The organism is Dendronalium phyllosphericum CENA369 (genome assembly GCF_016056275.1).
GTDB classification, from domain to species: domain Bacteria; phylum Cyanobacteriota; class Cyanobacteriia; order Cyanobacteriales; family Nostocaceae; genus Dendronalium; species Dendronalium phyllosphericum.
On sequence record NZ_JAECZA010000025.1, the window covers coordinates 24240 to 48125 of the forward strand.

Annotated in this window: 20 protein-coding genes and 1 tRNA gene; 8 read left to right on the plus strand and 13 right to left on the minus strand. The window is 43.1% G+C overall.

Features of this window, described 5'->3' with window-relative positions; genetic code table 11:
* Positions 1-104 precede the first annotated feature (104 nt).
* Positions 105-1310, minus strand: coding sequence for a histidine kinase (locus tag I8752_RS08935; RefSeq protein WP_214431958.1), 1206 nt, complete (start codon positions 1308-1310; stop codon positions 105-107).
* Between the two features lie 121 nt (positions 1311-1431).
* Between I8752_RS08935 and I8752_RS08940 the strand changes: the two genes are divergently transcribed.
* From I8752_RS08940 to I8752_RS08960, 5 genes are all read left to right on the plus strand, one after another.
* Complete coding sequence (locus I8752_RS08940; RefSeq protein ID WP_214431959.1) at positions 1432-2970, plus strand: hypothetical protein; 1539 nt, start codon at positions 1432-1434, stop codon at positions 2968-2970.
* 55 nt (positions 2971-3025) lie between these two features.
* On the plus strand, positions 3026-3889 hold the full coding sequence (locus I8752_RS08945) for an LPS biosynthesis glycosyltransferase (protein ID WP_214431960.1): 864 nt from the start codon (positions 3026-3028) through the stop codon (positions 3887-3889).
* A gap of 177 nt (positions 3890-4066) precedes the next feature.
* Positions 4067-5458, plus strand: a complete 1392-nt coding sequence (locus I8752_RS08950; RefSeq protein WP_214431961.1) for an S-layer homology domain-containing protein — start codon at positions 4067-4069, stop codon at positions 5456-5458.
* 513 nt (positions 5459-5971) lie between these two features.
* Positions 5972-7090, plus strand: a complete 1119-nt coding sequence (locus tag I8752_RS08955; RefSeq protein ID WP_214431962.1) for an SGNH/GDSL hydrolase family protein — start codon at positions 5972-5974, stop codon at positions 7088-7090.
* A 274-nt stretch (positions 7091-7364) separates the two neighbouring features.
* Complete coding sequence (locus tag I8752_RS08960; RefSeq protein ID WP_214431963.1) at positions 7365-8408, plus strand: M42 family metallopeptidase; 1044 nt, start codon at positions 7365-7367, stop codon at positions 8406-8408.
* Positions 8409-8491: 83 nt separating this feature from the next.
* Here I8752_RS08960 and I8752_RS08965 read toward each other — a convergent pair.
* Positions 8492-8563, minus strand: a tRNA-Thr gene (locus tag I8752_RS08965).
* Between the two features lie 34 nt (positions 8564-8597).
* On the opposite strand from I8752_RS08965, the gene I8752_RS08970 reads away from it, so the two are divergent.
* On the plus strand, positions 8598-8864 hold the full coding sequence (locus I8752_RS08970) for a DUF3493 domain-containing protein (RefSeq protein ID WP_214431964.1): 267 nt from the start codon (positions 8598-8600) through the stop codon (positions 8862-8864).
* 349 nt (positions 8865-9213) lie between these two features.
* On the opposite strand, the gene I8752_RS08975 is transcribed toward I8752_RS08970, so the two are convergent.
* Complete coding sequence (locus tag I8752_RS08975; protein ID WP_214431965.1) at positions 9214-10905, minus strand: DUF1565 domain-containing protein; 1692 nt, start codon at positions 10903-10905, stop codon at positions 9214-9216.
* A gap of 590 nt (positions 10906-11495) precedes the next feature.
* Between I8752_RS08975 and I8752_RS08980 the strand changes: the two genes are divergently transcribed.
* Entirely contained in the window at positions 11496-12035 is a 540-nt protein-coding gene (locus I8752_RS08980; protein ID WP_214431966.1) for an alpha/beta hydrolase, read from the plus strand.
* Here I8752_RS08980 and I8752_RS08985 read toward each other — a convergent pair.
* From I8752_RS08985 to I8752_RS09015, 7 genes are all read right to left on the minus strand, one after another.
* Positions 12029-12226, minus strand: coding sequence for a hypothetical protein (locus I8752_RS08985; protein ID WP_214431967.1), 198 nt, complete (start codon positions 12224-12226; stop codon positions 12029-12031). The genes I8752_RS08980 and I8752_RS08985 overlap by 7 nt on opposite strands.
* A gap of 6 nt (positions 12227-12232) precedes the next feature.
* Entirely contained in the window at positions 12233-12844 is a 612-nt protein-coding gene (locus I8752_RS08990) for a low-complexity tail membrane protein (RefSeq protein WP_214431968.1), read from the minus strand.
* A gap of 172 nt (positions 12845-13016) precedes the next feature.
* The gene (gene infB / locus I8752_RS08995; RefSeq protein WP_214431969.1) at positions 13017-16160 is read right to left on the minus strand and encodes a translation initiation factor IF-2; all 3144 of its coding nucleotides are present in this window, start codon (positions 16158-16160) and stop codon (positions 13017-13019) included.
* A gap of 452 nt (positions 16161-16612) precedes the next feature.
* On the minus strand, positions 16613-16858 hold the full coding sequence (locus I8752_RS09000; RefSeq protein ID WP_214431970.1) for a YlxR family protein: 246 nt from the start codon (positions 16856-16858) through the stop codon (positions 16613-16615).
* 154 nt (positions 16859-17012) lie between these two features.
* Positions 17013-18290: a transcription termination factor NusA gene (gene nusA / locus I8752_RS09005; protein WP_214431971.1), complete on the minus strand. Its 1278-nt coding sequence runs from the start codon at positions 18288-18290 to the stop codon at positions 17013-17015.
* Between the two features lie 252 nt (positions 18291-18542).
* A complete protein-coding gene (gene rimP, locus I8752_RS09010) occupies positions 18543-19004 on the minus strand; it encodes a ribosome maturation factor RimP (RefSeq protein ID WP_214431972.1) in 462 nt (153 codons plus the stop codon).
* 209 nt (positions 19005-19213) lie between these two features.
* Entirely contained in the window at positions 19214-20662 is a 1449-nt protein-coding gene (locus I8752_RS09015) for a hypothetical protein (RefSeq protein WP_214431973.1), read from the minus strand.
* Positions 20663-20909: 247 nt separating this feature from the next.
* Between I8752_RS09015 and I8752_RS09020 the strand changes: the two genes are divergently transcribed.
* Complete coding sequence (locus I8752_RS09020) at positions 20910-21659, plus strand: peptidoglycan-binding domain-containing protein (RefSeq protein ID WP_214431974.1); 750 nt, start codon at positions 20910-20912, stop codon at positions 21657-21659.
* Positions 21660-21691: 32 nt separating this feature from the next.
* Here the strand turns inward: I8752_RS09020 and I8752_RS09025 are convergent, their stop codons facing one another.
* The 3 genes from I8752_RS09025 to I8752_RS09035 all read right to left on the minus strand — a co-directional run.
* Positions 21692-22585 (minus strand): SDH family Clp fold serine proteinase, encoded by an 894-nt coding sequence (locus tag I8752_RS09025; RefSeq protein WP_214431975.1) that lies wholly within the window; start codon positions 22583-22585, stop codon positions 21692-21694.
* 119 nt (positions 22586-22704) lie between these two features.
* Positions 22705-23547, minus strand: a complete 843-nt coding sequence (locus I8752_RS09030) for a Uma2 family endonuclease (protein ID WP_214431976.1) — start codon at positions 23545-23547, stop codon at positions 22705-22707.
* A gap of 40 nt (positions 23548-23587) precedes the next feature.
* Positions 23588-23886 (minus strand): transposase family protein (locus I8752_RS09035; protein WP_318780825.1); only part of this gene is annotated, 299 nt, incomplete at its 5' end.

A 23886-nucleotide genomic window follows, 5' to 3' on the forward strand; every position in this document is an offset into this window, starting at 1 on the left:
TATTTGTCAGTTGTCAGTTGTCAGTGTGGTCTTGGGGGTTTCCCCCATGAACAACTGACGAACCCAAAGGGTTAGTTGTTATTTTCTCCCACACTGACCACTGACTAAGAAGGATATACTGGCAACGTGAAGTGAAACCATGCTCCGCCATTAGGGGCAGTGTCTACCCAAATTTGACCGTAGTGCGCTCTGATTATGCGTTGACACAAACAAAGACCGATGCCGTAACCTTCTGTACCTTCATCTCGTTGCAGGCGAAAGTGATTTTCAAAGATGCGATCGCGATTTTCTAGAGGAATACCAGGGCCGTTATCGCCAACGCTAAACTGAACTTTTTGAGTTGTGCGGTGCAATCCGGCGACGCTAATTTTGCCACCTTGTGGCGTGTATTTAATCGCATTGTCTAAGAGATTGACTATTACTTGACGTATCCGTTCGGGATCGGCATATACACTAGGTAAATCTTTGGGGATATCTGTTTCTACGTGTAGTAATTTGGCAATGCAGCGATCGCGCAATTCCTCCAGTACGTCCAAGCAAAGTTGACCGAGTGCTATTTTCTGCGGTATAATTGGAAACTCTGTATCGTCCCCTCGACCCACTTGCAAAAGATCGGCGATCATCCGATCGATGATCTTTGTTTGAGTGCGGGACTGTTTTAATAAATGCGCCGACATTGCTGGTTTGAGGCGCTCGAATTTTCCTGTTTCTGTATTGTAGTTAGATTGCAGAGTTTCAATGGCGATCGCAGCAGCGGTTAGGGGATTGCGGAGGTCGTGTGCCAGCATCGCGATCACCCGATCTTTAAACTGGAGCTGCTCTTGAAGTTTATCTTTTTCTTGTTTCAAAAGAAAAATTTCATCTGAGAGGCGCATAAGTTCCGCAGAAACGGCTACAGAACTGATTGTTGATTTGGGAGACGGCACTCGACCATGTTCATCAATACGTTCTTGTAAATCTTCTTGGAATTTTAAGTAAGTATCTACAGCAGTTTGCCAACGAGGCCACCAGTTTTTCAATTGAGCAATAATGTTGCTCCCAGCTAAAATCTGCCTAGGCTCCGGGTGGATTTTAATTAAAGCTGGTGTCGCTACCAATTTAAAGTGTTCTGCCAAATAGGGTTGTTGCCCGACATCGACGATCTGTAGTTCAAATTTATACTGAGCCTGCAATTCTTTTAAGTAAGCACGTAGTCGCTGTACTTGTTGTCGGGACTTGGGTCGTCCATCGACAAATAGTAACAGTTGGAGTGGTGCTTCAGAATGAATAGGCCGATCCTGGGAAACTTGCATGTAATCGTATTTCAGCACTGGTAACAACCCGACGACGCTTTACAGAAAAAATGGACAGACGGTTGTCGATGGCCGTTCTTTTTTCAATTTAATATCTATTTTAGATTTTTCGTACTCCTATCCGATCTGGGTTTTTAACATGAAATACATCTTTTTTAGCCTTTTACTTCCTTTTTACTTGACTTCATTCGCTAAAAGCACTCTCGCTTTGGAATATAAGCCCGGATATTCCTCCAATTACGACTTTGCTTCTAACTCAAGTGGTGAAAATTTTTATACTAAGGCAAGTCAGTTAGTTCAGCAACAAATCGATTTGATCGCTCGCATTGAGCAAGCACTTATCGACCCAGATGCTAATCGCTTGCGAGCTGTGCGGGGACAATCGATTGTCCAAACCAAGACTGTAGATGGATTTCTCAACCGCCAGTACAAAAGTCCTATGACTTTGTGTGTTCCCAGAGTGGATTTATCAGCTTCCCCCTTACCCAACCAATTAACTCAGTCACAAGCACAAATTTACTGCTCTTTGTACACTTCTAACCAAGAATTATCAAAACTTTCTCCAGTGTTGAATAGACTGTTATCTCGACGCGGCGAATTAGGCTTGGTCAGACAGCTACCCTTAGTGACTGGGGAACGCCAATTCGATCCTGTGCTTTCGATTGCGCCCATACAGCATCCAAACTTGAGCCAGGTAGCTACACCTTTCTCTACAAGGGAACCAAATATATCAATGGACGCTTTAGCAACCGAGCAACAGTTTACAGAGATATCTTCCCCATCAGCAATTGTCGCTAGAACTGCAAAAACAGCTATAGCTAACTATACACCGCCTTTGCAACCTGCGATCGCAGCGCCAAAAGAAGCACTGACAATTCTGGCAAATGCCAAGCAGATTTTAATCGCAACACAACAGGCATTTCCCCCAGAGACTAAATTTACAGATCCCCAGGAAACTGCGGTGAGACTCGATCGTTTTGCCTACGACCTCGACCCCCAAGAATCACAAACTTACGCCAAGTTTCTGGGATTGCCCGACACTGGTATTTTCCGCGTGTTGCATTCTTCGGCTTACCAACGTCCGCTGAATACTCTCCAGAATCGATTGCAACCTAACGTTAGCCAGCGCTATCCTTTTCCTTTGTTGGGTAATGCTGGGGGAGAATTTAATCCCAGTTTAGCACTTGAGTTAGTTGGCGATCGCTTCCAACTCCGACACCAAGGAGTAGATTATAGCTTCATGGTGGATGTGGGCGATGTGCCGTTAGAACAGTTGGATGGAAAGTTGCAAACTTTGGCATCGCCGACGCGACAATTTTTTCTTAACTACCAACCTCCCAAGCAGTTAAATGCTTTACAAGTAGAAAAGCGGCGATTTTTGACTGGCAAAGACCAGAACTGGAATCAAAGCCAAACGATTTTAGCAGATGCGACGGCCGAATTAAATCATACTTATCTGGTGCGATCGCTACAATTCCAAGTTCCTAAGACAATTGCGATCGGTCAACCAATTTCCCAGCAAGAACGTCCCTATTATCTAGACCAATTGCAGCAAATCCAAAGCAGTGACACAATTGTTGCCTTCCGAGCAGTGCGTCGCCGTTCTGATGTCACTTACACTGTGCTTTGGCGAATTTTAGATCGATTACCAGCACCGCAATTTGTAGATGTAGAGTAAATATTCTGTATAATATTTTTGCCAGATTTTACTTAGATCGCATCTTCGGATCGACATGAAGGCAATTGCAGCAACGCTTGCTAACCAAATTGGTAAAAATCACCTAGTAAACTGCATTAGTAGAGTCTTGATAATTGCCTATCAAGAATCAACTCGACAACTCGAAGAAGTATTAACTCAACAAAAGTTGCAGTACGAAGTTCTCAGGCAGGAAAATAAACCCGAATTTCAGCATTGTTCTCGGAGTTATTTATGCTTGCTGAACCATCAACGAGCTTGGGCCAAAGCCACTCAAGAGAAGAAACCAACTATCATCATTGAAGCAGATTTTGTTCCAGTAGTTAATTTTGGCCAGCTTCCTCTACCTTTTAATCCCAACCAAAGTGATGTGGGAGTTAGCTGGTTATACACTTGTGCGCCCCAAGTGTACCATGTCTCAGTTGATGGCTATGCTGAAGGGTTTTCAACTTCAACGGTAGCTTATATAGTCACACCAAAAAGTGCTAACTATTTGATCGAGCTGGCAGAGCAAGTTAAAGAACAAGTCGGCGCTGCTAACTACTCAACTTGGGATTCCACTGTTGATTCTTTTCTCCGCCGCCGAAAACTAAAGAACTACATTGGATGGCGGAACTATGGCGAACATGGAGGTTTACCAAATCCCGAACATTTCCAAAACAAGCTTAGTAGAACTCATCGTGCTGATGTACTCTACGCTAAACTGGCTTTCACGCCCTTGTACGCCAGCCACGAAAAAAGCAAAATGAAATTGCTAACGGTGAGGTTAAAAGCTCGTCTTAAGGGAATCGCTCGGCTAGCAACTGGACGCTTTCTGCGAGTGAAAGTTATCCGAGGTTCTAGCGTACCTACGAGGCTTATCGGTTTTGCTGTTCTCCGGCATTTCTCATTGCAACTTTAATAAATACACCAAAATTCAGAAGGCAGAATTTGAAGTGAAACAGGCTTTATGCTAAACCCGTTCCCTCTAAAAGAGATAAATGTTGGTTGAAAAATTTCCGACTTCAGACTTCAGACTTTAGCTTTCAGTTGATAGTCTGCGCTAGGGTAGGAATTGACACGCAATTTTTGACTGCCTGTGCTTCCCTTTAAACATCCAGCTGTATTTTTAAGTTTGGCTGTTTTACTTTCTTCTTTAACAGCCTGTGCTAACAGTCCAACCGCCAAAAACCTCGAACAATCTTTGGCGGCAGATCCGAGATTGCAAAATAACACTGGTATCTTTGAGGAAGCGAAAGCGGGTGAAACACAAACAGGGCAAAATGACCCCAAAGTTGAGTTACCAGCTGACTTTCCCAAAGATATCCCTTTATATCCCAACGCCCAGCTCCAGGAAATTACACCAGTCAGTGGTTCAGAAAATAAAGTATCCACGCGCTGGTTTAGTTCTGACCCCAGCAATTTTATCGCTAGCTTTTATCGCAGCCAGTTTCAGACAAACAACTGGCAGATTTTGCAACAGCCGACAGATGAGGTGGGAGGAGATTTTGAAGCACGTCGTAACGATTTGCTGGTGAAAGTGTCGATTCAAGCTCAATCGGTTACTAACCCCACCCCCAATCAACCACAAACAGCGACTGGATTACGAATTGAGTACACACCCAATAGTACAGCAACAGCACAACCCAACCCAACTGTAAATCCGACTGAAACTACTAACAACGTTCCCCAACCGAGCGATCCTCAGTTTATTGGCCCTGTATTGCCGACAAACTTGGCAACACAACCACAAAGCACGTCTAACGACCAAACGACTGCTACAGCTACATCTGCGACATTTAACGATCTGAATAAAGCACCGCAAGAACTACGGCAACATATCCAAGACTTATCCTCTTTAGGTGTTTTGTCTGTAGAATCTCCTACAACTAAGAGCAATAATGCGACAACTAACCAATTTGAACCAACTAAGATTATTACCCGTCGAGAATATGCTCGTTGGTTAGTTGCTGCCAATAATGCTATGTATGCTAACAATCCAGCCAAGCAGATTCGTTTAGCTGCGGAAAGTACTCAACCTGCTTTTAGCGATGTGTCAAAAACTGACCCTAATTTTCCAGAAATTCAGGGGTTAGCTGAAGCTGGGTTAATTCCTAGTCCTTTGTCTGGCGATTCGACAACAGTTTTATTTCGTCCAGATGCACCCCTGACGCGGGAGCAGTTAGTATTGTGGAAAGTACCTTTAGATACCCGCCAAGCTTTACCCACTGCGAATTTGGATGCAGTTAAGCAAACTTGGGGTTTTCAAGATATCGGGAAGATTGACCCCAAGGCTTTACGCGCAGTCTTAGCTGATTTTCAAAATGGCGAACAATCTAATATTCGGCGGGTGTTTGGTTATACAACACTGTTTCAACCGAAAAAACCTGTGACTCGCGCTGAAGCAGCTGGGGCTTTGTGGTATTTCGGTACGCAGGGTGAAGGTGTATCAGCTGTTGATGCCCTGAAGTTAAAGCGATCGCCAACGTAAAAGGGACTGGGGATTGGGGATTAGGGATTGGGGATTGGGTTATCAAATGAAAAATTATGGAATTCTGCTTTAAACCCTGCCAAATTTTGTCACAATTTCCCAGTACCCAGTACCACGACTCGGCGTACCTAGAGCCACCAACATAAAAGTATGGTGGGGGATTCCGACGTTCGATGACTCGCGCTTCGCTGCGCTATCGCCGCGACCAGTTGAATTTATTACAACTAATTTATACCTAAAACTAGGGTAGACTATTTGTCTACCCTAGTATATTTTTGGATGTCAACTTCATCATTTCTTTGCAATATAGTTCTTCGATCGTAAAAATCGAGTAAATCTATAAATTGAGAGCAATCGTACCTATATATTTATTATTAATTATCAATTCAATAGAATTACGCACATCAAGTTAATTAAAAGTGCTTAAATTCGCAATAACCCATTAGCGAAAGCTGTGGATTTATTGACTTTTGAATTTCCGTGTCTAGCAAGTAATACAGCAATTAACATATTATGAAACAGCAACTCATGGCGGCAGGATTTGTTCTTTTCTCTTTCATGTTGCCGCTAAAAGCTTTAGCTGCCAGTCTTAATATTGATAGCCTTTATGTATTTGGCGATAGTTTATCAGATACAGGTAACGTATTTGCGGCTTCTGGGGAAACTTTCCCTCCTGCTCCGTATTATCAAGGACGCTTTTCTAATGGCCCTATCTGGATAGAGGAGCTGGCCACAAAGCTGAAATTAGATACACCAACACCGTATATTAATGTCGTAAATGGTGCTACCCCCAAGAATGGTATTAACTTTGCCTTCGGAGGAGCTACCACCACAAGTATAAACACAGTCTCCTCAGCTTTACCGGGCTTGCAGCAGCAAATTGGAGCTTTTACACAACCGTTAGTTCAAACTAATCAAAAAGCTGACTCAAATGGACTGTATGTATTATGGGCTGGGGCCAATGATTATTTGCCTACTGACGCGACAAATTTCAAGCCCTTTACTGACACTACGCAAACAATCAATAATTTAAAGACAGCGCTTGTATCTCTAACCAATGTTGGTGCGAAAAATATTCTGGTAGTGAATTTACCTAATTTAGGTCTGACTCCTCGCGCTCAGAATTTCGATGCTAATTTGCCCGTACCTAGCGGCACTTCCCCACGTTTAAGCGATTTGACTCAAGAGCATAACTCTGACTTATCCAAAGTAATTGAAGATTTGGACAAAGCTCTAGCTCCTGACGTTAACCTCATTTCCTTTGATGTTAATTCTGTCTTAGAAAATGTAATCGATGAACCGAGTAAATATGGTTTCAAAGAAGTGACAAAACCTTGTATCTTTGACCAATCGACTCCATCTTGTGCAATTGACCCATCAAAGCAGAAAGAATATTTATTTTGGGATGGAATCCATCCGACAGCTGCGGCTCATAAGATTATCGGAGATCGGGCCTTTGAAATAGTTGAAAAATCAGCCCAGCCTGTTCCCGAACCTTCAACGGCATTGGGAACCTTGGGAATTGGTACTTTAGGTGCGATCGCATTCATGAAGTACAAACGCAAAAAGTTAGTAGTGACCATAGCAGGTCAAGTCCCTAATACACCTAATAAAACAAAAGTTGGTTGCTAAGAAAGTTTAGTGTTTCTTGGTAAATAGGTGGACATAATTAAATGTAAAATGCCAACCGATGAAACGCTGTCATAAGCTGGCATTTACCTCCTGCCTTCTGACTTGAAAAAGGGTGTGGGGTGTGGGGTGTAGGGAATATTCCTTTTTCATGTATGGTGATGAAAAATTTTTCATCGGGACTGCTTTCTACTTCTATAGGTTAGATATTGCCATTGGATATATCATTTAAAGTGAAAATATTTATACTGTATTATTGACTCTAAATCATATATCCATGTGGAATTACGATCGCCTATTTGAAATTATCGAAGAATTGGTGATGCACCATTCTCCTAGTGGTGCAGAAGCTGAAATTAACCAGTTTTTGCTCCAGCAATTTGCGGCACCAGGTGTAGAAGTCTGGTGCGATCGCGCCGATAATATCATTGCTAAAATTCCAGGGTTAAATCCAGATAGAGCGATTGCAATCACAGCACACAAAGACGAAATTGGGGCAATTGTCAAAACTGTCGGCGATCGAGGTCGCGTGGAAGTCCGCAAGCTTGGGGGTGCTTTTCCTTGGGTTTACGGTGAAGGCGTTGTCGATTTACTAGGAGACAACGAAACTATCAGCGGTATCCTCAGCTTTGGTTCCCGCCACGTTTCCCATGAATCCCCCCAAAAAGTTCAGCAGGAAGATACTATTCTTAAGTGGGAAAATGCTTGGATTGAAACCAAACTTACCACAGCTGAACTAGAAGCGGCTGGCATTCGACCCGGAACGAGAATGGTAATTGGTAAGCATCGCAAACATCCCATTCGCTTAAGGGATCATATTGCTAGTTACACCTTAGATAACAAAGCCTCTGTTGCTATTTTGCTGGCTTTGGCTCAAACATTAAAACAACCAGTAGTTGATGTTTATTTGGTAGCCTCAGCTAAAGAAGAAGTCGGAGCAATTGGGGCTTTATTTTTTACCCAAAACCAGCGCCTAGATGCTTTAATTGCTTTAGAAATTTGTCCGCTAGCAGATGAATACCCAATTGAGGATGGGAAAAGTCCGGTAATTCTTTCTCAAGATGCATATGGCATTTATGATGAAAACCTAAATGGACAGCTGCGCCGTAGTGCCAAACAACTAGAGATGTCAGTACAGCTAACAACTCTGAGTCAATTTGGTAGTGATGCTTCGATCGCCATGAAATTTGGTCATGTTGGTCGTGCTGCTTGTTTGGCATTTCCCACACAAAACACCCACGGCTATGAAATTGCCCATTTAGGAGCGATCGCTAACTGTATCGATTTGTTAAAAGCCTTTTGCAAAACAGATTTTGAGTGATTCCAGACTTACTTGATGAAGAGGCGATCGCTTCTGCAACACCATTTGGTTGCAAGCTCACATTTCAGCAATACTTTTATTAAAGCCGATGGCGGGATTTGAACCCGCGACCGCTCGATTACGAATCGAGTGCTCTACCACTGAGCCACATCGGCATACACGGCTAATGATTATAGCATTATTAACATTATGGTAGAACCGAATTCCAAAAATCGTCTTAATCCTGAACAATACGCGCGACTTAAAGCAGAAATGAAAACTCCTTACCGGGGGTTGCGACAATTTATTTATTTTGGTGTCGGTGCTTCTGGTTTTATTGGCGCATTTGTTTTCTTTTTTCAACTTCTTGCTGGACGAAATATTGACAGCGCTTTACCTAACTTCGCTCTCCAAGTAGGAATCATTGCTTTAATGGTCTTTCTTTGGCGTTGGGAGCAACGTCGGCAACGACCTTAATAATATTAAGTATAATTGCTTATTTTATCTAAAGGAATTTATCTGATTCAGCTTTAAATTAGCTTTATATATCTTTATATTTTTGATAAAAATTAACTTATTGATAAATTCCGAAATATAAAGAGAGAAAAATAAAAAAAATATTATGAAATCTCAAAATGCGAAAATTTCTGAGACACTGATAATTGTTCAAACGGGGTCAGCCAATATAAAGACCCTGAATATAAACTCCAAATTTAAATGGGGTCAGCCATATTTAAAGACCCTAGAGTAAGAAAAACTTACAATGCTATAAACGCCAAAACTAACTATTTGTTAGCCTTGGCGTTTTTAATTTTCCTAAAATGGTTTACTGAACTGTTACCAAGTAGGTAGAGGGAATTGGTTGAGCGCGTCCAGCATTAACTAGTGCTTGGTAAACAAAGGCAGCAACTTCCGCTCTAGTCGCTTCCCGATTAGGATTGAGTTGCTTCGGCGCGGGATAGTTGATCACTAGTTGCCGTGTAGTTGCGGCAGCTACAGGAGCGATCGCATAATTAGGAATCTGGGCTGCATCAGTGTAAAAAGAAATCACATTCTGATTATTTGCAGTTAAGCCCAGACCATTAGCTAAAGCAACTAAAGCCTGCACTCTCGGAATTTGCTGCTGCGGTTTAAAAGTACCATCGGGATATCCAGATACGAATTGACTTTGATAAGCAGATTTAATCGCAGCGTAAGCCCAGAAATTGCTTTTTACATCCTTAAATTCAGTTGCCGAACGTTTTACTGGTGGTGTTAAGGCTTTAGTAACAATAGTGGCAAATTGGGCACGTGTAACCGGATCGTTGGGTTTAAAGCTGCCATCAGGAAAGCCAGCAATAATATTTTGGGAAGCTAAAGCTTCAATGTAGCTTTTTGCCCAGTAATTAGCTGGCACATCCTTGAAAGCAACAGGCCCTCCAGGAGGCGGCTCAACAGTTGCAGCTACAAACTCTACTTGACCAACAATTCGTTTTTGATCGATATCGTTACCAATAGCGATAATCTTATTACTTGTAGTAGCGTTGTTCAAGTCATAACGAGTGTTATTGCGGATGAGATTGCCACCAGGATCTTCATTGGTTCCGAGGTTGGGTAAAGCCTTCACCGTAGCCACAATACCATCCTGCGTATTGTTCTGAATTACATTCTTACGCAGTACGGGTTGAGCGGATTCCGAGATATAAATACCAACTTTGTTCTGGACGATCTGATTTTCCGCTACTAGAGGTGTGGATGTGCCGCCAATCGCTAGACCGAAACCAGTATCTTGAAATAAGTTGTTACGAATTTCACCTTGGGCAGATTTGGCGATTGAAATCCCATTACCTTTGTTTTGCACAAAGATATTATTTTCAACTTTGGGATTACCTGTACCTGTAACAAAAACCCCCTCTCTGCCACTGGCAGTAAAAGTACTGTTTTTGATAGTAGGATTAGTTGATTCTACCCAAACACCACTACCACGCTGAGTTGGGTTGGTGACACTCACGCCTGTGACAGTTGTATTTTGTTCCGCAAGGATAGTAATATCTTGTCTAGCAAATGTTTTACTAGTGTAAAAACCACTACCTGTAATCAATGTTGCTTGACCTTTGCTCGCTTCATCACCTTGTAAGGTTACGCCTGGTTTGAGTAAAAGGGGAAATTTTTCTCCAGTTTCCGCATTATAAGTTCCAGGAGCGAGTTGAATAACTGTACCTGCTTGAGCTTGACTGAGGGCGGCTGTAATAGTCTTGTAAGGCGCTGCTGTTGTACCAGCACCAGATGTATCTGCACCAGTTGTTGAGTTGACATAAATTACTGTTGCAGTTGTAGGGACTTGGGCGTTTAAAGTTGGGGCAATTGCTTTTTGGTTGGCGATACCAGCATTTGCTTCTCTAAGCAGTAGCACAGACGTAGCGCCAATAAATAACAAAGCCGTTAGTCCAGCTCGTAACTGTAAAGTAGAACCGAGGTGAATACTAGAAAAAGGGCGAAAATTTTTTGCACAGAAAGTGTGAAAACCTCGATATTTCATTTTTGTGTTTGTGATGTGCTGAATAACAGTTGGTTAAACAGGGTTGAATGTAGCAGCCGTGTAGCTGTGAAACCCATGCAAAACTATACCGGATGACCAGCATTTAATCAGCTATGTTTCGCAAGAAAACACATAAATAATTTTGCTCTGCTCACAAAATTTTACCAAGGTGCTCTACGAGTAGGACAAGGAAATTGGAAAATGGACGGCTCTTCCGGTTTTCCCTTTTCCTCTTAAAGCCGTAATGAGCGCTATTTATATATTTTAGGACTTACGCAAAATTATGAAAAAACGTAGACGCGCAAGCGGTGAGGCAGTCCGGTCTTGGGGTCTCCCCAAGTAGAGGAACTGCCGAACCCGAAGGGTACCGCAAAGGACGCAAAGGACACGAAGTAAAGAGGGTGTCAGAGAGTTCTTGCGTAAGTCCTGTATTTCTATAAGGATGCTGGAAAACGGACGGCTCTTCTAATTTTTTCTTTGGCAAAGCTAGCCTGCTACTTCCCCTAAGACAGATGCCTAGAGTCAGATGCTACAACTAATGGTGCTGGATACTATCTTAGAAAAAGTAAGTTTTTGGGAAATCAGGGGAAATGCGTTATCAATTTTTATCGCTGCGTCAATTCTTAGTTGTAGCAGTTACTAGCTGTTTTTTATTCTTTAGCGCTCCAGCCTTTGCTGCTGAACGAGTGTTAATAAAGTATAGTGTTTTACGTGAGTCTATTTCACTACAAGAATTATCTACCTTCGCCCAAACTGGTAAACTTTCAAATAAACTGCTAATTACAATAACTTTGGCGCGACAAGACCCCGATATCATTCGGCAGTATTTGACTACACCAGTAAAAATAAATCCTGTTGTTTTAGAAAAAGTTTTAAATAGCGAGATTGGTGTCGCTACATTAGACCGATTAAGTCAAGTTGTTCATCCACCGTCTCAAAGAGGAGATCGGCAGGCTTTGCGCTCTGCTTTTGTAGCTTCTGCGAGTCAAGATCGGCAAATCACGCTGTTAGAGATAATTCAAAATTATCCCACCGCAGAAGTGGAAATTGAAGGAGACCGCTTAGAGGATGCCTACCGTCAACTGCGTCGCTTGCAAGACAGTTTGCAAGATATTCTCAGCCCTCAATAAGCTAAGGTTTCTAGGGTTTCTCGCAAATAGCGCTGTACCTGCTGTTCTAGACGCAGTTCTTGCAATTGAGCAGTGCCTTCTAACTGCCAGCGCTGGAAACCAGAACTAGCAGCGATCGCATCTTGAAGATTGTCCCAGATTTCAGTATCACGAGAAAATTGGCGATCGCTAGCAGCTGTAATTTTAGCCATAGTTTCTCATTCCTCAGTTTCAACTTTAACAGTCCGTTGGGGCAAGATGTGATTCACCCGCACCCCTAATATCGTAAAATCCTGCTTAATCTTCTCTAAAGATAATGGTTCTAGAGCAGCAAATTCTGTCTCTTTTGTCACTAAAATCCGCATGACGCTCACGGGAATTTGTAGAAACAGATTGCTTGCTAAAAAAGTTAAACCAGCTAGGAGTAAAGCTAGGCTACGCCATTGGGGCAAAAAACTTCCTACATTGATGACCCGTGGAGCAATTTGATAAAGTTGCCACAGCATCCCAATAGATAATATTGCTGCCACTAAGGCTAATAAGCGATTTATTTTTGTATTAATTAAGCAAAGAATTTTTCGTTGCTGCTCAGTCAGATTTTCTGGCTTGAGCGCTACTCCCAAGATAGCAAATATGTAAAAAGGACGACGCAATTGCATCCATAGCAGTGGTACAACACCAACGGTTGCCACGAGGCATATCTCCATCCATACTGGCAAAACTGGCTTGCCCACGGACAGAAACAATAAACACATTACCAATAGAATTGGTAAAGTCGCTAATCCAGCGACATGAATCCACAAAATTGGTTCAGAGCGAAATGAGCGCATATAGTGAGTGCTGAGTGCTGAGTGCTGAGTGCTGAGTGCTGAGTTTTAAGTTTTTAATTTTGAGCGGTATTTAATTAACTCAATACTTTTAAACTTTTACTCAGCAACGCCACTTGCTCCCTGTGGGGAAATCCCAAGACCCCAGTGGCTCCTCAGCACGTTTTACCCACCACTATTTTGTGAGTGTGAGAGTACGACGCTTAGTTACCATCTGATAGGCTTCAATGATGTCACCTTCAGCCCAGTCATGAAATTTATCAACGCCAATACCGCATTCATAACCGGCATTGACTTCACGGGCATCTTCTTTCATCCGTTTGAGGGAATCAAGAACACCTTCATAAATCACTTTACCGTTACGACGTACCCGCAGTTTGCAGTTACGAATTAGCTTACCAGATAGAACGTAGCAACCAGCAACCGCACCCCGACCGACTGGGAAGACGGCACGGACTTCGGTTTGTCCCAAAGGTTCTTCTACTAACTCTGGTTCTAAGAGACCTTCCAAGGCTCCTTGGATATCTTCTAGAAGTTTGTAGATGATGTTGTATTCTCTTACATCCACACCAGCTTCGTCAGCAGCTTGTCTGGCTCCACTGGCGTAGGTGGTGTTGAAACCAATGATTACAGCATTACTAGCAGATGCTAAGTCGATATCTGTCTCGGTAATTTCTCCAGCAGTAGCCAACAGCATCCGAATTTGGACTTCGTTTTGGGGGATTTGCTTGAGCGCTCCCACAATGGCTTCCACGGAACCTTGCACGTCTGCTTTTAAGATCAAGTTGAGTTCTTTCAACTCGCCTTCTTGTGCTTGTGCCGAGAGGGTTGTGAGGGTGACGCGTCCTTGTAATAGACGAGATAGGCGTTGTTTGTCGGCGCGATCGCCTGCTAGGGATCGTGCTTCTTTTTCGTTCTCGAAGACCTCGAAATCGTCGCCTGCTGCTGGGACATCGCTTAAGCCCAGCACCTCGACTGCAAAGGAAGGAGAAGCAATATCTACTCTTTTGCCTCTGTCATCGACCATCGCCCGGACTTTACCAAATGCTGAGCCAGCTACTAGCATGTCTCCCACATGGAGAGTGCCATTCTGAATGAGTAAGGTAGCAACAGCTCCTTTGGCTTTATCCAGATGTGCTTCAATTACAGTTCCTTTGGCAACCCGATCCGGGTTAGCTGAGAGTTCTCCTACTTCTGCTACTAGCAGAATCATTTCTAGGAGGGTATCTAGGTTTTCACCTTTGATCGCGCTCACGGGAACCATAATTGTCTCACCACCCCATTCTTCTGGTGTGAGACCGTATTGGGTGAGTTCTTGTTTGACGCGATCGGGTTGTGCCCCTTCTTTGTCAATTTTGTTAATGGCTACAACAATCGGCACTTCGGCAGCTTGAGCGTGACTAATGGCTTCAATAGTTTGGGGACGCACACCATCATCAGCAGCCACTACCAAAACGGCAATGTCTGTCACCCTTGCTCCTCGTGCCCGCATTGCGGTGAAGGCTTCGTGACCAGGTGTATCCAAGAATACTATCTGCTGTTTCTTACCCTCATGTTCGATGTCCACATGATAAGCACCAATGTGCTGGGTAATACCACCAGCCTCGCCCGCTGCAACTTTAGTTTTGCGAATCGAGTCAAGCAGAGTAGTCTTACCATGGTCTACGTGACCCATAATCGTCACTACTGGCGGACGGCGATGGAGATTTTCCAGGTCGGCCACATCAATCATTTCAGTGACTTTGCGGGCTTCTGCTTCGGGTTCAGCCGTTTCGACTTCGATTTCTAGCTCTTTGCCTACCAAGGTAATTGTCGGAATATCCAGATTTTGGGTGATACTCACCGCCATACCTTTCATGAACAGGATTTTTACAATCTCTGTATCGGCAACAGCCAAAAGTTCAGCTAGTTCTTGGACTGTCATTGGCCCTGTCACCACAACTTTTTCTGGTCGCTCGCGTTTTGTTTCTGCTTCTTGGCGACGATTTTGGTCGCGGCTAGAACTAGTTCTCTTACTTCTAGCTGTTGTTGGGGCAGTTGCAAGCGCTGTGGCTGCTGTTTGTGCGGGACGAGTCGCCTTGGGTTTGGGAGGACGAGCTATAGAAAGGCTAACCTGAACGGTTGCTGGTGAATCTGGATCTTCATCATCAAGGAGATCGTCTTCTTCAAAATCGTCATCGAGGATCGGCTTGACTCGCTTGCCTTTAACAGCTCCCTTGCCAGCTTTTTCTTTGACTTCCTCAATGATTTCCTCTTCTTGCCACTTTTTACCACCTTTAGCTATGCGAGGTGGTGTTGGGCGTTTGAGATCGAGGAGATCGGGTGCGGTCGCATCATCTCCACCATCTGCTTTTCCCGATCCTCCGGGAGTCGCTCTGGGTGGAGTAGCAATCGGCATGGCTGCTACTGCTTCCGATGGGCGTACTGGTCTTGTCGGTCTTTGTCCATCTCCTAATGGAGCTGTTCCAGGAGGCCTATTCCCTCTTTGCTCCGGCTTCATTGGCGACGGAGTGGGACGAGCCTGTTTTTGAACTGGGGCTTGTGGTGTTTCCGTCTGCGTCGGTTTACCCACTTTGGGCTTAATGCTGTCGCGTTCGTCTTCGACGCGCTGTTGCCGTTCGCGTTTGAGAATTGGTTTTTCTGCCGGACTTTCCCGATCGCTTACTATGTAAGTTTTTTCCGCCGCAGGTCTTGCGGGTGGAGAAACCAGCTGTGGTTTCGGGGGTTTTTCCGGTTTTGGTCTGGGTGTAACTACTTTTTCTGGTTTTTGTACTGCTATTGTTTCCGGTATCTGTTCCGTTACCTGTGTTTGGGGCATTTGTTCTGCCTCTGTTACAGCGGGTTCTGGGGAATTCTCAGATTGATTCCGGGGTACAGGTCGAGTTGGTGCCGTCGGCTTCATGGGCGAGACAGGTGTAGCGAAGGGCCGTGGAGGTGCAGGAGAATTAACTTCAGAAGAAGCAACTTGATTGTCGGTAGCAACTGACGCCTCTGGGGCGTTGGAGGTAGAATTTCTCAATATTTTGGGCTTGCGAATTTCCAAAATTTGTTGTTTGTGAGGTGGTGCAGGTCGGTTGCGAGAGCCAGTTTGTGGTGAATTTGGTTTATGACTGGATGAACCTAGTTCCTTTTTTGGCATCACATTCGTAGATGCCAGTTTTTCGGCAGCTGTCCGGATACGTTCTGCTTCCGATTCTGAAATTGTGCTGCTATGGCTTTTGACCGCAATATTGAGCTGGTCGCAAATTGCTAATAGCTCTTTGTTATCCAAATTCAATTCCTTTGATAATTCGTAGATTCTAACTTTGCCGTTGTTCATCCACTCTTCCCCTTTAATTTACAGTTTTTTTGTGGATGGTTGCCTGGGAGTGCGACATCTCCATCCTTTGATTACTGTTTTTAGGTTGCCGTTAAGATTTTGCCGGTGCCTCCAATCAGGAAAGAGAGATGTTTCGGTTTAATGCTGGCTCCACCAAGAGTGATGGTTGCCGAACTGCGCCTGAGCGCTACCAGGTTGCCATTCTGTAGTTTCTTGTTTTGCTGATTCTGAGTTTTCCACAACACAATCGAGTGAAAATTGGAGGGAGTATTGCTTTGCCTCTCTTTTTTTGAAAGAGCCGCTTGCTAACTACACCCATTTACTATTTTGACATTAACCATAACAATTGCAGAGGCTGCGATTATAGCGCGATTAGTTCGGCTTTTGGCACATATCCTCTGGGGATTACCGCCACCAAGTTGTTCAACTTAATTTTATTTTGGGGTATTGTTTTAGGCTAGACGTTGCCACAAATCTTGGTACAGTGTTTCTGGCACTGACGCATGTAGCGATCGCCCTAGTCGATTTTTTTTCTGAGCTGTTTGTAGGCAGCTTAATTGGGGACAGATATAGGCAGAACGCCCCATGCCCCGATCTAATTGTACCTTTCCTTCAGGAAAGACGCGGACAATCCGCCAAAAGTCTTCTTTAGGACTGACTTTGCGGCAACTAATACAGCGCCGATAATTCGGTTTCATTGGTCTTTAATGACCCCAGGTTAGCATTTTGGTTGGGAAAATCAAGTTGGCGATGCCAATCTTTATTTCTACTAAACCAATTATTCTCAATCCTAAATAATCATTAAGACTAGTATTGAGATTAATTTTACCGGAACTTCAGGCAGCTAAGAAGTTACTCATCATCGCTAGGCTCAAAAGATTCTTCTTCTAAATCTTGTTGATTGTCATCTTCATATTCTAGTTCCTCTTGCTCAATCTCATCTTCCTCTAGTTGATATTTAGCACGAGCAGCGGCGAACTTGGCATCTTCTCCAGCATGATCGTATTTAGCTTTGTCTTTGATGTCAATTTTCCAACCGGTCAATCGCGCTGCTAAACGGACATTTTGTCCTTCTTTACCAATTGCTAAACTGAGTTGATCTTCTGCTACTAGTACGTGAGTTTGTCGTGTTTCCGGGTCCATGAGACGCACCTCATCCACCCGTGCAGGACTTAAAGCGTTAGCAATATATGTTGCTGGGTCTGGAGACCAGCGAATCACATCTATTTTTTCACCGCGTAATTCGTTGACTACTACTTGAATGCGCGATCCCCTAGCTCCAATACAAGCACCAACAGGGTCTACATCGCGTTCTAGGGTATCTACAGCAATTTTTGTTCGGGGGCCAACATAACGCGAAGGAGGATTGGCTTCCCGTGCAACGGCAACAATTCGTACCACTTCATCTTCGATTTCTGGCACTTCGTTGGCAAATAAATAAACTACCAAACCTGCATCAGCTCGAGATACTAATAACTGCGGCCCTCGTTGTTGACCTTGAGAAACTTTCTTAAGATATACCTTGAATGTGGCATTTGCCCGATAATTGTCGTTGGGCAATTGTTCTCGCTTTGGTAATTCCGCTTCCACTTCTGGCTGACCAAAGCCGCTACTTACTGCCAAAATGACTGATTGTCTTTCAAACCGCAGTACCCTTGCTTGCAGTACTGTACTTTCCAAATCTTGGAACTCTTCTTGTACCATTTGGCGTTGTTGATCCCGAAGTTTTTGCGCCAGTACTTGCTTGGTTTGCATCGCCGCCATCCGCCCAAATTCACCTTGGTCGGGAGTGACATCTAAAACTACAGAATCTCCCAATTGTGCTTCGGGAGCGACTTGTTGTACTTCATCTAGGGAAATTTGATGGTCGGAGTTGTTGACTTCTTCAACAATAGTTTTGGTAGAAAGAACGCGAAAACCTTCTTCATCAATGTCAAGTTCTACTTCAAAATTATCAAAGTAATCTTCTTCAAACTGTTTTCGCTCCAAGTTTTGGGCGCGACGATATCTTTCGTAACCTTTCAAAAGTGCTTCTCTAATCGCTGATTGAACTGCTAGACGAGGTAAATTACGTTCCCGACTTATACTTTCAATTAATTCTTTTAATCCTGGTAAAGTAACCATTGACATAAGCGTTCTCCTTAAATTTTATTTAGGCATCCAGCAAAATTTAAAAGTTAGGAGTTGAGAGTCGAAAGTCAAGAGTTAGGAGTCAGGAGTTAGGAGTTTTAAATCTAAAATTTAAAACCCAAAACTCAAAACTTCATAATTAACTCTTAACTCTTGTACAGACGCGTAGACGCTCTGACGAGCGGCTTCTCGTAAGAGTATAATCGCGTCTCTACTCTTAACTCTTAACTTTGAACTCCTAACTCTCAACTCTTACCGTCGCTCATCTAGCTGCACCCTAGTGATTAGGGAGCGCTTAATTTCAACTACACGTCCTTTTTGATTTAAATAAACTGCTGTCTCATCCCGGCGAATCAACTGACCAGTCCACTCTTGTTGTCCGTCGTAGGGTGGTGAAGTGGAGATAATTACAGGAAATCCTTTAAAGGAAATAAACTCCCTGTCGGTTACTAGTTGCCGCGAAATACCAGGACTAGACACTTCCAAGACATAAGCATCTGGAATAATCTCCGCCGCATCTAAGGTAGCTTCCAAAGCACGGCTCATTTTCTCACAATCATCTAACCCAGTATCCTGCTGCGGATTGCGAATATCTACCCGCAATACTGGTGGACGTTGGTTAGTGTGAAAAACTATGCCAACGACTTCTAACCCCAGTTCTTCTGCTACTGGTGTCGCCAAATCGATAATTTGTGGGACTAAAGGATGAGTCATGTGAGAAATCAATAAAAAAAGTGGGCATCGACCCACTTCCTGCGATAAGGATATCTTCCAAGAAGCCTTGTAACGAACCTAATGTTGGTTCGCCTCTAATTTGAGTTTAGCGCATTTCTTTAATTGTCAGTAGTCAGTAGTCAGTTGTCAGCAGGCAGAAGTAGTTATTATTTCTCCCTTGCTCCCTTGTTTCCTCCTGCTTCTGCTTTTTATCTTTCCCTTGTTTTGGAAAGAGCAGTATTTTTGTCTACCGATGGCTGAACGGGTGCTTTTTGTCTTAGCTGTCTGGTTTGCTCGACAATTTGCTCTATGTCTTCTTCGGACAAACGCTGGACGTAGTTAATCTTGACTTCTTCTAAGAAATCAGATAGCAAGCTCTGAATTTCTAAGAGTACGTGTTTTTTCTGTACTTCTGCGCCTAAAGCTTTGCTGAACTGTTGCACCAGTTGATTGAAAAGTTTTGCGCCTGTGGGATCTTCAACAGCATTGACTAAAGCATTATATAGGTTAGTTGTCAGTTGAGTTGCTAGCTGTTCGCTAAACTGAGTTTGTACTCCTCCTATACCAGGTAAATTCTGGAGGTTGCGGTAAATGGGGACTTGCTCGAACACTGTGGCGATATTGTGGCGTAACAAAGCAATAATTTCTGGTTTAATTTGAGGTAGAACTTGATAGACTACGGCTTGCACGAATATACCAGCGATCGCTTCTAATTCGTTGACATTATTAATATCTATGTAAGGACGCAGGTTTTGTTGTTGCGACAACCAGCGCGTTATGTCACCCCGCTCAATTGAACCCTGGATTTGATTAATTACTCTCACTACAACAATTTGTGTGAGTTCTTCCGCAAAATTTGCGACAAATGCTTGATTGATTTGCCGTCGTAATGGCTGAAGATTGATTAAGCGTGCTTGGTCGAGACGAATTAATACAGGTATAACTCGCAACCAGCGCAAAAAAGGTAGCAACAAAAATAAGTCGTACCAGCGCCACAAAACTGCATTTAACCAATTCATGCTCGGATGGCGACGCTGGATATAAAAAGAACGCGCTAGTAACTCAATACCAAATAAAAGCACAAATGGTAAGTCGATTAACCAAAAAGAATCGAGAAATTCGCCATTTTCCCCAATTTTACGGTAGTAGTTGGTAGCAATTAAAGGTTTAATTTTCTGGTTAAAAAAATTAATTTCTTGCAGCCAGCCTTTTTGAGATAAATAATTTTGACTCCAAAATGTAGCAAATGCAACTTTTGCCGATTCTTGATTGGTGCGATCGCGCATCCGATTTTTGATTTTTTCTAGAGTACCACTCTTATCTGCTGCTGCAAAAGGATTGCCATCAATCATATCTCTGCTAAGACGACGGATTTCTTCTATCTGAGTGTTAACCTGTGCTGATGTTAACCCTGTCTGACTTACTTGTTCTTCTAATGCCTTTACTTTTTCGAGATAGTTGTTTGTTTCTCTATTGGGTTCAATGCCCTTAATTGGGTCATAAATTTGGGTAATTTCGGGCATTCTTCGCAAGTAGAAATCTCGCAATGGCACGTAACTCAAATTAAACAAAACCAAACACAAATTTACTGTGGCAATTATTGCCATTAATCTCTCGAAATATAGGTTTCGCTGTTTTATAGGTTTTTGTTTAGTCATTTTTAGTTTTGAATTATACACATTTGCATAGAGCTTTCAGTTTTTCTATCTCATTACTACTATTTAAGTCAAGATATTTCTGTAGGTAGATGCCAAAAATTGGTATTCTAATGCTAGTTACATTTAATCAATCGTGTTCCAATTAATCAAAAATCATGAATAATTGAGACAAAAACTTTAAAGAAACGTAAAATGCACCTGTTAAACTAATATATTCTGCTGATTCATCCCGAAGGAGTTTTCGATTATGTGGTGTGGGTTTGGAAAATCAAGCGCAACAATTACTGCGACTTGCTTGATAACTGCTAGTTTAGTAATTTCAAATACAACTTTTGCAGCCCCCGTGGGTAATTATTCGCCACAGCAATTCCGTGCTGTTTTGCGAGGATTAGGCTACAACGTTAAGGTTACAAATACACCTCTCACGGATGAAGAAACTAAAAAAGCAATCCGTGAATTTCAGAGCGGTTACAAGTTGAAACCTGTTGATGGCATAGCAGGGCCCAGAACTCAAAGTTATGCTGCTAATATCATCCAAATTCTGCAAGCCAATTTGAATGCGACGCTTAAACCTAATCCTCCTCTACCCCGCGATCGATTTTATGGGCCGCGTACCGAAGCCGCAGTCAAGGAGTTTCAGAAAAAGTATAATTTGCAAGAAACTGGAATTGCTAATTTAGCACTCCGGCAGAAGCTGAATGAAGAGGCCAAAAAAGCCTTTAGCCAGCCTAGTTCTCAGCCATCGCCTCAACCAACATCTAGTCCGTCCCCAACCCCTAGGACTACACCGACAACTAAGCCAACTCCTAGGACTACACCAACAACTAAGCCAACTTCTGGGGCTACACCAACTCCGACAGCTACGCCGACGGCTACGCCAAGCCCTACACCAACTCCGACAGCTACACCAACTCCGACAGCTACACCAACTCCGACGGCTACACCAAGCCCCACAGCTACGCCAACTCCGACAGCCACACCTACTTCTACACCCTAAGCATCGCTAAAGTTAATTCTGATGCCAAAACCTCAAGTTCTCTGATTTGGTTCTTCTAAAGGTCTACCTTTAGGTGTGGGTAGAATCGGGCGGCGGTCATCATAAGGCATAGGAATGTACTGTACAGTGGGTCGTCCGCCTTGTGGTTGGGGATACAAATCCATCAGTTCGTAGATAGAACGGGGCAGTCCAACAGTTATGGGCAGCCCCATTTCTGTTGCTTCTTCAACAGTGATGGGATAGTCGTGAGTAACGCGCCCTGTTGTCAAAGCTTCGATAATCGGTTCGATATTTTCCGGCAAAACTTTTTGCTTGGGTATATTGTCTTTCAATAGAGTCCGCACGAAGCGCTGTACCTGCTGAATTGCTTTACGTGCCAAGTCTGCCATGATTAGGGTTTGGTCGTCCACATCACTAATGGGTTTATCTTCGACCACTTTGATAATACTCGCTGCTGGAAAGTTACCGAGTTGGGGGTCAACTGGCCCCAAAACAGCATTAGCATCCATGACAATTTCATCAGCTGCGAGGGCAAGCATTGTGCCGCCACTCATGGCATAGTGAGGCACAAAGACAGTGACTTTTGACGGGTGGCGAATTAATGCCCTAGCAATTTGTTCTGTAGCTAGTACCAAACCTCCGGGAGTATGCAAAATTAAGTCAATGGGGACATCTGGGGGTGTGAGGCGAATTGCCCGCAGTATTTGTTCTGAGTCTTCAATAGTAATGTAGCGCGATAAAGGAATTCCTAGTAAGCTGATGGACTCTTGGCGATGAATTAGCAAAATGACTCGACTTTTGCGTTCCTGTTGAAATTCCTGGAGGGCACGTAAGCGCCGATATTCTATTTGACGTTTTTGCCAGATTGGTTGTAGCGAAGATAGGAGGAGGAAAATCCAGAATAAATCGCCAATACCGAAGCCCATAAGATTAATAGTTTAAGTAATGGTTGTCGCCATTATTGTGACAAGTTATGAGCGATCGCAGGTCTATCTAGAGGTGAATAAAGCAATAAACACAAGATACCTAGAGTTGCAACCAATAATTAATGTATCTCATCTGGATTTATGCCTAACTGACGCAAACGTTCTGCTAATTGCTGTGCTTTTCTTTTTGCTTGTTCGGCTTTTTGTTTAGCATCCCTAGCTTCTTGTTTAGCATCCCTAGCTTCTTGTTCTGCAATCATAGCTCTTTCACTAGCAGCAACGGCTGACTCTGTGGGCGCAGGAATTATTTCTCCTTCTGAGGTGAACCACCGCAACCACAACCTGTCAATATCTCGAAACGATCCTTGCCACACTCCTAAACTTAAACCTAACTCTGGCATTAGTATGCGTCCATCAGTCAAATTTATCGGTTCATAATGACCGCCTACTAACTGAAATGCCTGAAGTTCATTAGTGTAGCGACTAAAAACAATATAGTAGGGAATTCTTAAAATCCGTTCGTAAACTTCCCATTTATTAGGAGGTTTATCTTCTGAACTTTTCCTAATACCTAAATCTTCTTCTTCCGTGCCTGGAGATAATAATTCAACAATTACAAAGGGATTGGCTGGTTCTTGCCAAGTTACATAACTTAAACGTAAGTCTTGACTTTTGTGTAGTTTTTGTACTCCTACTACACCAAACCAATCTGGGCGTTTGTACAACAAAGGATGTTGGATAGTGTAGTAAAGATTGAGGTCAGCAGCACTATAAACTAGTTCGGGATTCCAGTTAGTTGGTTGAAAAGTTAAATATAAAAGTAAGGGTTGTAAAAAGTGAAATTCGTCTGGCAAACCTGGTTCCTCTAGGTTGTCACTTGGTAAATCATACATTGTTGGTAGAGTTTCCCAAGGAGGAAGCGGCGGGTCAGATTGCGGGATAAAAGAAGGATAATAACTCATAACTTATTTCTAAAATCATTAGACCTCTTGCAAAAGTCGCTTAAGCAAATTCGGTTTGGGGAAGACGAAGCTCGTAATTGTAGAGAGCAGCAATCAGATTAAACCTCAAACTAAATCTTTTTCGACGATTTCTATAAGTGAAGGACAAAATTTTAAATACCTTCAGCTTCCGATTTACATGCTCACCTAAAACTCTGATTTTAGCTAATTCTTGATTGCTCTTTTTATCCTCACAAGTTAACTTACCTCCTCTAGGTTTTTTCTTAGGAATCTGACTATTGCTATGTAGTTTTTGAATACCTTGATAACCTTTATCTCCCAAGCATTTTATGTCTTTTC